Consider the following 12,198-nt stretch of genomic DNA (forward strand, 5'->3'; position numbering starts at 1 on the left):
CCCCGGATCCCTCAGGCGCGCCGCGCCTCCGACCGATTGGCCCGGCGAATGACCTGCGGCGGCTGCCCATAGGCCCGCAGGAAGGCCCGGCGCATGCGGTCGGGATCGCCGAAGCCGGTGTCGCGCGCCACGGTCTCGATCGGCAGCAGCTGCGACTCGATCATCAGCCGCGCGGTCTCGGTGCGCAGCCGCTCGATCGCCTTGGCGGGCGTCTGGCCGGTCTCCTCCCTGAACACGCGGCCGAACTGGCGCGGGCTGAGGCTGGCGGCCTCGGCGAGCTCCTCGAGCGAGAGCTCGTTCGTCAGGTGGCTCTTCGCATAGGTGAGCGCCTTCTGGATGCGGTCGGTGCGCGGGCGCAGCTCGAGCAGCGCGGAATGCTGCGACTGGCCGCCGGTGCGCCGGTGGTACACGACCATGCGCTTCGCCACCAGCTTGGCGACATCGGCACCGCAGTCCTCCTCGACGAGGGCCAGCCCGAGGTCGATGCAGGCGGTGGCGCCGGCCGAGGTCCAGACGCTGCCGTCCTGCACGAAGATGCTGTCCTCCTCGAGCAGCACCTCCGGGTGATGGCGCCGCATCTTGACCACGTGGGCCCAGTGCGTGGTCGCGCGCTTGCCGTCGAGCAGCCCGGCCTGCGCGAGGTTGAAGGCGCCGGTGCAGGCCGCGCCCATGCGCCGCGCGCGGCGCGCCGACTTGCGCAGGAAGGCCAGCATGGCGGGGGAACCCTCGGTCACGACGGTATCGCCGACCACCAGCACGGTGTCGTAGCGCGCGTTGCCGAACGGCACCGTGCCGACCTCCACGCCGCACGAGGACCGGACGGGCCCGCCGTGCTCGGACAGCAGGGTGTGGACATACAGCGGCTCGGCCAGCGACATGTTGGCGTACTCGAACACCGAGACCACCGCCAGGGTGAGCAGCTGAAAACCGGGATAGATCACCACGCCGACACGAATCATCCGATACCTCGTTCCATGGTGCGCACAGGGCGAACCCATGGCGCAAAAAGACGGAAACCTGACCTTAACGCCATCGAAGTTTAGACCGAAGATCCATGCCTGTCACCCCGCTAGGGGCCCACTTCAGGAGCACGCATTGACTTCCACCCACCTCGACCCGGCGAGCAACACGGTCGCGCATTTCCGCCAGCTTCACCGCGCCGCCACGCCGCTGGTGTTGCCCAATGCCTGGGACGCGGCCTCGGCCCGGCTGTTCGAGCACGCCGGTGCCGCGGCCATCGCCACCACCAGCGCGGGGCTCGCCTGGTCGCTGGGCCATGCGGACGGCCGGGCGCTGCCGGTCGACGAAGCCGTCGGTGCGGTCGCGAGGATCGCCAGGGTGCTCACGGTGCCGCTGTCGGTCGACATCGAGAACGGCTATTCGGACGAGCCGAAGGCCGTCGTCGATCTCGTGCAGCGGCTGCTCGACCTCGGCGTGATGGGCATCAACATCGAGGACGGACGGGACGCCCCGGCGATCCTGGCGGCCAAGATCGAGGCGATCCGGGCCTTCCTGCACCGGACGAACGCCGACCTGTTCGTGAACGCGCGCACCGACGTCGTCCTCGCCGGGCTCGCGGAGCCCTCGGAGCGCGTGGAAGAAACGATCCGGCGCGCGACGCTGTACTCGGCCGCGGGCGCCGACGGCCTGTTCGTGCCGGGCCTGCGCGAGTCGACGGAGATCGAGGACGTCGCCCTCGCCACGCGGCTGCCGCTGAACGTCATGGCCTGGGGTGGCCTGCCCGGCGCGGCGGCGCTCTACAAGCTCGGCGTGCGGCGCCTCAGCGCGGGGTCCGCGATCCCGCAGCTGGTGTGGGGGCAGGCCGAGCGCGCCGCCCGGGGCTTCCTCGAGACCGGCCACTCCGATCCGCTCTCGGCCGACGCCAAGCCGTTCGCCGAGGTGCAGCGGCTCTTCGTTGCATCGCGCTGAGGGAAAAGCCATGGACAAGCGATTGCTGGTGCTGGCCCTCGGGATGTTCGCGCTCGGCACGGACACCTTCGTGATGGCCGGCATCCTGCCGCAACTGGCGCACAGCTTCGACGTCGACATCGCAGTGGCCGGCCAGTTGACGACGCTCTATGCGATCGCCTATGCGCTGCTGGCGCCGACGATCGCCGCCGTGGCGGGCAACGTCCCGCGCAAGCAGCTGATGCTGGCGGGGCTCGGCATCTTCGTGCTCGCGAACCTCGCCACGGCGCTCGCGCCCAGCTTCGCGGTCGCGCTGGTGTCGCGCGTGTTCGCCGGGCTGGGCGCGGCCATGTACTCCCCGACCGCGACCGGGACGGGCGCGAGCATCGTGGCGCCGAACCGCCGCGGCCAGGCGATCGCCGTGATCGTCGCGGGCCTGACGGCGGCCACGGCGCTGGGCTCGCCGATCGGCACGGTGCTCGGGGGACTCGGCGACTGGCGCTGGACGATGTACTTCGTCTCGGCCGTGGGGCTGGCGGCGGGCCTGGGCATCCTGGTGCTGCTCAGGCAGGTGCCGCTGACGCCGAGGATCGGTCTCAGGGCGCGCCTGGCGCCGCTGAAGGATTCGCGCATCGGCTGGACCCTGCTGACCACCTACCTGGGCATGGCGGGCAACTTCCTGGTCTACGTCTACTTCTCGGTCGTGTTCGATCGCGTGCTGGTCAACGCGCTGGTGTTCGGCGCGCTGCTGGTGGTCTGGGGCGCCAGCGGAACGCTCACCAACATCGCACTGGCGCGCGTGCTCGACAGGACGAGTCCGACGAGGGTCATGTTCGTGGTGCTGGCGGCCCAGGCGGTGGACATGGCCTTCCTGCCCTGGACCAGCGCCTCGCTAGGGCCCGCCGTCGTGGCGGTCGCGATCTGGGGGGCGACGGGCTGGGGCATCCAGGGGCCGCAGCAGTATCGGCTGGTCAATATCGCGCCGCCCATCGCGCCGGTGCTGCTCGGCCTCAATACCGCGGCGACCTACCTCGGCGTGACGACGGCCGGCATCCTGGGCGCCGTGGGCATCCATCTGCTCGGTGCCCACTACCTGAGCCTGCTGAGCGTGGGCGTCTTCATGCTGGCGATCTTCACCTCGCACATGGCCGGTCGCCGGATCGCCGGGCACCGTGCCGAGGGGGTTGCGAGCGCCGCGCTGCCGGCGCGCTCATGACGAGGGGCGCGTCGCGGAGGCCGCCGGCTGCTGCTTGTTGCGGGCCGATCGCGAGGCTTCGCTGCGCGCCAGCCACAGGCCGCTCGCGACGATCAGCGCGCCGCCACCCAGGGTCCAGGCATCGGGCACGGCCTGCCAGAACAGCCAGTCGAGCAGGATGGCCCAGGCCAGCGCGCTGTACTCGAAGGGCGCGATGGCGGCCGCCTGGCCGTGGCGGAACGCCTCGGCGATCGCCAGTTGCCCGAGGAAGCCGCTGAGGGCGAGGCCCGCGAGCATCCATGCGTGCTCGGCGCGGATCGGCACCCATTGCGGCGCCGCCAGCAGGCTGCCGCCCAGGGCCATGCCGACGGTGGTCCAGAACACCAGCGCGGCGCTCGGCTCGGTGCGGCTGATGAGCCGGCCCAGCATGTTCGACAGCGCATAGCAGACGGCGGCCACCAGGATCGCGATGGCGCCCGCCGAGAGGAAGGCGCCTTGCTCGGGCCGCAGCGCGATCACCACGCCCGCGAAGCCCAGCCCGATGGCGATCCAGTGCCGCGCGTGGATCGACTCGCCGAGCATCGGCACGGCGATCAGCACCATCAGCAGCGGCGCGATGAAGGTGAGCGTGTAGGCCTCGGCCAGCCCCAGGGTCTTGAGGCCATGGACGAAGAGCACGAGCATCGCCATGTTCAGCACGGCGCGCAGCAGGTGCAGCCGCCAGCGCAACCGGCGGTTGAAGACGCCGGCCGCCTCGCGGCGCCAGGCGACGTAGAGGCAGACCAGGGGCAGGGCCGTGAGGCCGCGCAGTGCCATCACCTGCGCCGGCGGATAGTGCGCGGCCAGGGTCTTGAGCAGCGCGTCCATGCAGGCGAAGAAGGCGCAGGCCAGCAGCATCGCGGCGATGCCGCGCAGGGTTCCGGTCGATTGCATCGGGTGGGTTGTCTCGCGACGGGGCGGAGTGGTTGCCGCCGTCGGGCTTTTGCGGGATGTTTGGCGCATTCTGCCTGTGCGGCGAAATCCTACCCACGATTCCGACGGCTGCCCACGGGCCGCGCGGAGCGCATGCGTAGCCTCTTTTCTTTGTCGCAAAGGAAGCCCCGCATGGCCCACAAGAAAGTCGCCGACCTCGTCATCGAAACCCTGCAGAAGGCCGGCGCCAGACGTTGCTACGGGATCGTCGGCGACACGCTGAACCACGTGACCGACGCGATCCGCCGCAGCGAGATCGAATGGGTGCATGTGCGCCACGAGGAAGCGGCCGCCTTCGCCGCCGGCGCGGAGTCGTACCTGACGGGCGAGCTGAGCCTCTGCGCGGGTTCGTGCGGGCCGGGCGGGCTGCACTTCATCAACGGCGTCTTCGAGGCGAACCGCAACCGCGCGCCCGTGGTGCTGATCGCGAGCCAGATCGTGACGGCCGAGCTCGGCATGGAGTTTCCGCAGGAGGTGGACTTCAAGTCGCTCTACGCGGGCTGCAGCGTCTTCTGCGAGCAGGTGCAGTCGGCCGAGCAGGCGCAGCGCGTGGTGGCGCTCGCGGCGCAGGCGGCGCTGTCGCGGCGCGGCGTGGCCGTCGTCATCTTGCCGAGCGACATCGCGCAGACCGAGGTGAAGGAGGGCCTGGGCTTCTCGGTGCACCGCGCCGCGCCGGTGATCCGGCCCAACGATGCCGAACTCGCGCAGCTGGCGGCCCTGATCGGCAAGGGAAAGAAGATCGCGATCTATGCGGGCCATGGCTGCGAGGGCGCGCACGAGATGCTGCTGGCGCTCGGCCAGTGCCTGAAGGCGCCGATCGCCCACACCTCGCGCGCCAAGGACTTCGTGGAGTACGACAACCCCTTCAACATGGGCATGACCGGCATCTTCGGCGTGGAGTCGGGCTACCGCGCGCTGCAGGAGTGCGACACGCTGCTGCTGCTGGGCGCCGACTTCGCATGGAGCCAGTTCTATCCGGCCAAGGCGACCATCCTGCAGATCGACGTCGACGGCAGCCATCTCGGGCGCCGCCATCCGGTGGCGCTGGGGCTGGTGGGCGACATCGCGCACACGGTCGAGGCGCTGATCCCCCTGCTCGAGGAGCGTGCCGACCGCAGCTTTCTCGACGACTGCCTGCGCCATCGCAAGGCCTCGCTGGAAACGCTGCGCCGCGACGAGCGGCCCGGCAAGGCGGGGCTGATCCATCCGCAGCACCTCACGCGCGTGATCGACGAACTGGCGGCCGACGACGCCGTCTTCACGGCCGATGGCGGCAGCCCGATGGTGTGGTCGCTGCGCCACCTCACGATGAACGGGCGCCGTCGCACGCTCGTGAGCCTGCTGCACGGGACCATGGCCAACGCCATGCCGCAGGCGCTGGGTGCGCAGAAGGCCTTTCCGGGCCGGCAGGTGATCTCGCTGTCGGGCGACGGCGGCATCGCGATGCTGCTGGGCGACCTGATGACGGCCGTGCAGGAGAAGCTGCCGATCAAGGTCGTGGTCTACAACAACGCGAGCCTGAACTTCGTGGAGCTCGAGCAGAAGGTCGAGGGGCTGCTCGACAACTACACCGACCTGCTGAACCCCGACTTCGCGCGGCTGGCGGAGGTGATCGGCTTCTACGGGCAGAAGGTGGAGCGCGCCGAGCAGCTGCCCGATGCCGTGCGCGCCTTCCTCGCGCATCCCGGGCCGGCGCTGCTGGACGTGAAGGTCAACCGCACGGAACTGGTGATGCCGCCGAAGGTGGAGTTCAGCCAGGTCGCGGGCACGATGCTGTACTCCGCCAAGGCGGTGCTCGGCGGGCGCTCGTCGGACGTGGTGGACCTGATCAAGGACAACTTCACCGAATGACGCCGGCCCTTTCCATGCTGCATGGCAACGTTCTTCTGTCCCATGGCGAGACGCTGCTGCGCCTGTTCGTCGCGGCCGCGCTCGGCAGCCTGGTCGGCCTGGAGCGCGAGCGCCTGCTGTGGGCCGCGGGCATCCGCACGCACATGCTGGTGAGCGTGGGCGCCTGTCTCTTCATGCTGGTGTCGGCCTATGGCTTCGCGGACAGCCTGCGCGGCGAGCACGTGGTGCTCGACCCGTCGCGCGCGGCCGCGCAGGTGGTGTCGGGCATCGGCTTCCTCGGTGCCGGCGCGATCCTCGCGCGCGGGGAGATCGTGCGCGGGCTCACGACCGCCGCGAGCATCTGGACCGTGGCCGCGATCGGGCTCGCGGTCGGCGGCGGGCTCTACTTTCCGGCCGCCGCCTCGACCGTGATCATCCTGGTGATCCTCGCGGGCATCAAGCCGCTCGAAGAGGCCTACCGCGCGCGCAGCCAGAGCTGCCGGCTGCGCGTGGTCGCGACGCACGGCGCGGTGAGCCCGGAGTCGCTGGAGCAGGGGCTCGAGCTGCAGCCCGCGCGGTTGCGGCGCTTCCTGGTCGCGGTGCGGCCGGGTGGAGACCTCGACGACATCACGGTGCAGCTGGTGCGCGTGTCGTCGGCCGACATCGGCAACTTCGTGCGGCGGCTCGAGACGCTGGAAGGCGTGCAGTCGGTCGAGGTCGTGACGCGCGGCGGCGGGCACGGCGCCGAGGCCAACTGAGGCGGTCGCTCGGCTTCAGGCCGACGGTTGTGCGGCGAGTTCGTGGCTGCGCAGCGAGGGCTCGAGCGAGAGCGCACGCCTCGCCGCCTGCGCCCGCGCGGCATCGAGCTCGACCAGCAGGCTGATCTCTCCCGCCACGCTGGTGGCGATCGGCACGCCGTCGCAGTACAGCACGCGCGAGCCCGCGACCCGCGGCACCTTCGGACCGTTCACGACCGTGCCCAGCAGGTTGGCCGGGTCGCTGGCCGCGAGCGCGATCAGCGCGCCGTCGCCCGGCTCGCGGCGCACCCGCCGCATCGACGCCACCGCCTCGGGCAAGGCGAACTGCTCGCCCGACACGCCAGCGATGAAGCGGCCGCCACGGATCTCGCCGCGCGCCTCGAGCCGGCGGCACACCCGCACCAGCTCGCGCCAGGGCGGCAGCCACGCGGCTTCGCGCTCGAGCAGCCGCCAGCAGACGACGCCGTAGCGGCGCAGCAGCACGTGCACCACCTGCTCGATCGCCTCGGCGGAGCTGGCCGCCATCGCCTCGGCGGCGGCAGGGGGCCGTACCAATGTCCAGCGCCCGGCGTCCTCGATGCTGAAGAGGGGCGCGCGCCGCCGGCGCCGCAGGTCGGCCGAGGCGCGCTTGGCGGCCGGCACCAGCAGGGCGCGCAGGCCCGCGTAGCTGTCGCAGCGCGCGCGGCCCTTGGCGACCAGTTCGGTCAGCGCCTCCTCGATCTCGACCGGCAGCAGCCGGGTGCCGTGCGCGATCTCGTCGAAGAAGCAGGCGCCGTGCTGGGCCAGGTGCGTGGCGACGCGTGCAGCGCGCGAGCCCAGGTTGTCGTCGTCGGCAGGCGCGGGCGCGAGCGTGGTCCACAGCGCCGAACTGCGGCGCGGCAGCAGCACCACCGGGGTGGCGCGCAGCGACAGGCTGCCCGCGCCCTTGCGCCCCTCGGTGGCCGTCGGCCGCAGCCGCGTCCACAGCACGCGCCCGGCGGTGCACAGGTCGTCGAGCCAGGCGCCCGCGTAGTCGCTCACACGCGCGGGCAGCAGTTCGGCCTCCCACAGCGGCGCGGGCGCTTCGTAGCCTTCGAGCTGCGAGAGGATGCCCGACAGCGCTTCCGGGCCGCTCACGCGCGAGCCCGCGCCGATGTGCTGCCATTCGAAGAGAAAACGCACGAAGTCGCGCGGCTCGACCGGTTCGATCTCGCGGCGCAGGCGCCCGAGCGTGTAGCGATGGATGCGTGCCAGCAGATGGCGCTCGCACCATTCGGGCTCGGTGCCGCCGGGCGTGAAGCGGCCCTGCAGCACGCTGCCTTCGGCCTGCAGCGCGAGCAGGGCGCCTTCGACCTCCGCCGCCGACAGGAAGAGCGGCGCGGCGAGCTGCGCGACGGTCACGGGGCCAAGCCCGCCCAGGCGCGAGCGCAGCAGTTCGCGCAGCGCGGTGTCGCGATCGGCGGGCTGCTCGGCGTCATCCGGCGCGACGATGGCGGGCTGCATCGGCGCATCGGGTGCCACGGCGCGCAGCAGCCCGAGCTGCTCGGCCGTCAACCACAGGCCGCGTGCGGCGCGGCCCTTGCCTTCGAAGATCAGGCGTGTCGCGCGGCCGGCCTTGGCCAGTGCCGTCAGCCATTTCTTCCAGTCCGCCTGCTGCGCCACTTCGTCGTCGCTCAAGGCGCCGAGCATGCCGAGCGCCTCGTGCATCTCGTCGGCGCTGCGCGGCTGCGGCCAGGCCTCCTCGCGCACGCTCGCAATGGCCTGCGCGTCGAGCTGGCCGACGTCGTCCGCGCTCTGCGGATCGGTGTAGCGCCGGTTCTGCACGGCCTGCGTGCGGCGTTCTTCCAGCGGCGCGTCGTCGAGGAAGGCATAGGGCCGCGCGTTCAGGGCCTCGAGCGCGAGCGGCGAGGGCGCGGGCAGGTCGCGCGCCAGCACGCGCACCGCGCCGGCCTCCATGCGCCGCAGCAGCGCGAGCCAGCCGTCGGCGTCCATCGCGTCGTGCAGGCAGTCGTCGAGCGTCTGCGCGACCAGCGGATGCTCGGGGATCTCGCGCTCGCCGACGATGTTCTCCGCGCACGCGACCTGATCGGGAAAGACGGCCGCGAGCAGGTCCTCGGAACGCATGCGCTGCAGCTGCGGCGCCACCTTGCGCCCACCCGTGAAGCGCGGCAGCGCGAGCGCGGTGGTGGCGTTCCAGCGCCAGCGCACGCCGAACAGGGGCGCGTCGAGCAGCGCCTGCACCAGCACATGCAGCGCCGAAGCCGAATGCAGGTAGCGCGCCACCTCGTCGAGCGGGAAGCTGTGGCTGGTGGAGAGCGACAGCACGATCGCGTCCTCGGTCGCCGCGGCCTGCAGTTCGAAGTTGAAGGTGCGGCAGAAGCGCTTGCGCAACGCCAGGCCCCAGGCGCGGTTGAGCCGGCTGCCGAAGGGCGCGTGGATCACCAGCTGCATGCCGCCCGAGGCATCGAAGAAGCGTTCCATCACGAGCGTGTGCTGCGTGGGCAACTCGCCGAGCACGGCGCGCGCCTGCGCGAGATGCGCGACGATCTGGCGCGCTGCCTCCTCATCGAGGCCGATGGTCTGCGTCAGCAGCGCCATCGCCGCGTCGTGGCCGCCCGCTGCGAGCGCCTGCGACACCTCCTCGCGCAGCCGCGACACGCCGAACGACAGCTCGTCGCTGCGCCCCGGCGCCTCGCCGAGCCAGAACGGGATGTTGGGCGCCGCGCCCTGCGCGTCCTCCACCCGCACGCGGCCCGGCTCGATCTTGAGGATGCGGTAGCTGGTGTTGCCCAGCTGGAACACGTCGCCCGCGAGGCTCTCGACCGCGAAGTCCTCGTTGACGGTGCCGATCTTGTCGGCCTGCGGCTCCAGCACGACCGTGTAGTCGCCGGTCTCGGGGATGGTGCCGCCGGAGGTCAGCGCGGTCATGCGCGCGCCCTTGCGTTCGCGCAGCAGGTGGTGCACGGCATCGCGGTGCACATAGCCCGCGCGCTGGCCCTGCCGGGTTGCAAAGCCCTCGGACACCATGCGCACCACCTCCATGAAGCGCGCCTGCGAAAGCTGGGCATAGGGCCAGGCGCGGCGCACGAGGGCGAACAGCTGGTCCTCATTCCATTCGCGGCAGGCGGTCTCGGCCACGATCTGCTGCGCCAGCACGTCCAGCGGCGCCGGCAGCACGCGCAGCGCGTCGAGCTCGCCGCGGCGGATGCAGTCGAGCAGGGCGGCGCATTCGACCAGCTCGTCGCGCGACTGCGCGAACAGCCGCGCCTTCGGCACGCCGCCCACCGCATGGCCCGAACGTCCGGCGCGCTGCAGGAAGGTGGCGATGGCGCGCGGCGAGCCGAGCTGGCACACGAGGTCGACGTCGCCGATGTCCAGGCCCAGTTCGAGCGAGGCCGTGGCGACGAGCACCTTGAGCTCGCCGCGTTTCAGGCGCTGCTCGGCGGCCAGCCGCGTCTCCTTCGACAGGCTGCCGTGGTGCGCGGCCACCGCCTCCTTGCCGAGGATGTCGCCCAGGTGCCGCGCCGCGCGCTCGGCCATGCGGCGCGTGTTGACGAACACCAGCGTGGTCTTGTGCAGCCACACCAGCTCGGCCACGCGCGCATAGACCTGCGTCCACTGGTCGCCCGACATCACGGCCTCGAGCGGTGTGGGCGGCAACTCGAGCGCGAGGTCGCGCTGCTTGGCATAGCCGATGTCGACGATCTCGCAATCGGCCGTGCCGTCGGCGCGCAGCGCGCCCGCGCCGACCAGGAAGCGCGCCACCTCGTCGATGGGCTTCTGCGTGGCCGACAGGCCGATGCGCACCGGCCGCGCGCCGCCTTGCGCCGTGCAGAGCTCCTGCAATCGCTCCAGCGACAGCGCCAGGTGGCTGCCGCGCTTGCTCGCGGCGATGGCGTGAATCTCGTCGACGATCACGCTGCGCACCGTCGACAGCATCTGGCGGCCCGAGGCGGAGCCCAGCAGCACGTAGAGCGACTCGGGCGTGGTCACCAGCACGTGCGGCGGCCGGCGCAGGCTCTGCTGGCGCTCGCGCTGCGGCGTGTCGCCGGTGCGCACGGCGGTGCGGATGTCGACCTCGGGCAGCCCCAGCGCCGCCAGCTCGGCGCGGATGCCCGCGAGCGGCGCGTCGAGGTTCAGGCGGATGTCGTTGGACAGTGCCTTCAGCGGCGAGACGTAGACGACGGCCGTCTCGTCGGGCAGGCCGGCGGGTTCGAGGCCGCGGCGCACCAGGTCGTCGAGCGCCGCGAGGAAGGCCGTGAGCGTCTTGCCCGAGCCGGTGGGCGCGGCCACCAGCGTGTCGCGCCCGGCACGGATCGCCGGCCACGCCTGGGCCTGGGCCGAGGTGGGGCCGGGGAAGGTTCGCAGGAACCAGCGGGCGACGGAGGGGTGAAACGAGTGCAGGTCCACGGGAAGTGCAGGCTACGACAACGATCGCGGGGGCGCAACGCGCGGGCCGTAGACCCTGCAGGTCGGGACGTTGCGGGGCAACTCAAGAGGGTTCGAACGCGACCGGTTGCGATGCCTGGCGCGCTCTCGCGAAATATTCGAGCGAGGAAGCGTCCTCACGAGGCCCCGTCGCGCACCATGTCGATCAGTGCACGCAAGGCACCGGGGACGTGGCGGTGTCCGGGATAGTAGAGACACAGGCCCGGATAGGCGGGACACCATTCATCCAGCACGCGTTCGAGCCTGCCGTCGCGCAATGCCTCCAGGGCGAGGTGATCGGGCACGAAGGCGATGCCGATGCCCTCGATCGCGGCATCGACCATCAGCGGCTGGTCGGTGAGGGTGATCGGCCCCTTGACGTCGATGCTCTCCTCGACGCCATGGCGGGCGAACTCCCAGCGATAGATGGCACCGCTCTCGAAACGGAACCGGATGCAGTCGTGCTGGTGCAGGTCCTGCGGCACGGCGGGCCGACCGCGTGCCGCGAGGTAGCTCGGCGAGGCAACGGCCGCAAAACGCACCGGCCCGCCCACGCGCACCGAAATCATGTCCTGCGGCACGGCTTCGAACAGGCGAATACCCGCGTCGAAGCCGTCGGCCACGACGTCGCCGAGCCTCCCGTCGCAGACGATGTCGAGATGGACCTGCGGATAGGTGCGCACGAAGCGCGCGAGCAAGGGCCGCAGCACCAGGCGAACCGCGCCTTCGCTGGAATTGATGCGTATCGTGCCGCTCGGGGTGTGCTGAAACTCGTCGACCTCCTGCAAGGCCTGCGTGAGCGACGACAAGCTGGGCCGCAGCTTGACCGCCAGCCGCTCTCCGGCATCGGTCAACGACATGCTGCGCGTGGTCCGGTTCAGCAGTCTCACGGCCAGGCGCTGCTCGAGCGTCTTGATGGAGTGGCTGACGGCCGATGCCGTGATGTCCAGCTCCCGGCCCGCGGCACGAAAGCTGCGATGCGTCGCGACCGAAAGAAAGACATTCAGGGCGAACAGATCGCAGCCCTTGAATTGATGAACGGGATTCATCGGAGCAACAAGCGTTGGTGGGATTGTCCGAATGGTATGGCCTTCCTAGACTGGCTCGCACAGTCACACGAAAGGTATT

Annotated in this window: 8 protein-coding genes; 4 read left to right on the top strand and 4 right to left on the bottom strand. The window is 71.2% G+C overall.

Annotated features, from left to right (window positions below):
* Nucleotides 1-11 precede the first annotated feature (11 nt).
* Nucleotides 12-959 carry a GlxA family transcriptional regulator gene (locus tag AC07RM_RS01725; RefSeq protein ID WP_208513440.1) on the bottom strand — a complete coding sequence of 316 codons (948 nt, stop codon included), beginning with the start codon at nucleotides 957-959 and terminating at the stop codon, nucleotides 12-14.
* A 136-nt stretch (nucleotides 960-1,095) separates the two neighbouring features.
* On the opposite strand from AC07RM_RS01725, the gene AC07RM_RS01730 reads away from it, so the two are divergent.
* Nucleotides 1,096-1,929, top strand: a complete 834-nt coding sequence (locus AC07RM_RS01730) for an isocitrate lyase/PEP mutase family protein (RefSeq protein WP_495332498.1) — start codon at nucleotides 1,096-1,098, stop codon at nucleotides 1,927-1,929.
* A 10-nt stretch (nucleotides 1,930-1,939) separates the two neighbouring features.
* On the top strand, nucleotides 1,940-3,124 hold the full coding sequence (locus AC07RM_RS01735; protein ID WP_495332500.1) for an MFS transporter: 1,185 nt from the start codon (nucleotides 1,940-1,942) through the stop codon (nucleotides 3,122-3,124).
* On the opposite strand, the gene AC07RM_RS01740 is transcribed toward AC07RM_RS01735, so the two are convergent.
* Nucleotides 3,119-4,036, bottom strand: coding sequence for a DMT family transporter (locus AC07RM_RS01740; protein ID WP_093349534.1), 918 nt, complete (start codon nucleotides 4,034-4,036; stop codon nucleotides 3,119-3,121). The two genes, AC07RM_RS01735 and AC07RM_RS01740, sit on opposite strands and share 6 nt — an antisense overlap.
* A gap of 171 nt (nucleotides 4,037-4,207) precedes the next feature.
* On the opposite strand from AC07RM_RS01740, the gene AC07RM_RS01745 reads away from it, so the two are divergent.
* Together AC07RM_RS01745 and AC07RM_RS01750 are read left to right on the top strand one after the other, a co-directional pair.
* Entirely contained in the window at nucleotides 4,208-5,926 is a 1,719-nt protein-coding gene (locus tag AC07RM_RS01745) for a thiamine pyrophosphate-dependent enzyme (protein WP_495332502.1), read from the top strand.
* Between the two features lie 14 nt (nucleotides 5,927-5,940).
* The gene (locus AC07RM_RS01750) at nucleotides 5,941-6,663 is read left to right on the top strand and encodes an MgtC/SapB family protein (protein ID WP_495333402.1); all 723 of its coding nucleotides are present in this window, start codon (nucleotides 5,941-5,943) and stop codon (nucleotides 6,661-6,663) included.
* Nucleotides 6,664-6,678: 15 nt separating this feature from the next.
* Here the strand turns inward: AC07RM_RS01750 and AC07RM_RS01755 are convergent, their stop codons facing one another.
* Together AC07RM_RS01755 and AC07RM_RS01760 are read right to left on the bottom strand one after the other, a co-directional pair.
* Nucleotides 6,679-11,052, bottom strand: coding sequence for a DEAD/DEAH box helicase (locus AC07RM_RS01755; protein ID WP_495332504.1), 4,374 nt, complete (start codon nucleotides 11,050-11,052; stop codon nucleotides 6,679-6,681).
* Nucleotides 11,053-11,207: 155 nt separating this feature from the next.
* Nucleotides 11,208-12,119, bottom strand: coding sequence for a LysR family transcriptional regulator (locus AC07RM_RS01760; RefSeq protein ID WP_495332506.1), 912 nt, complete (start codon nucleotides 12,117-12,119; stop codon nucleotides 11,208-11,210).
* Nucleotides 12,120-12,198: the final 79 nt, after the last annotated feature.

It is taken from the genome of Variovorax sp. GW821-FHT09B05, assembly GCF_059418265.1.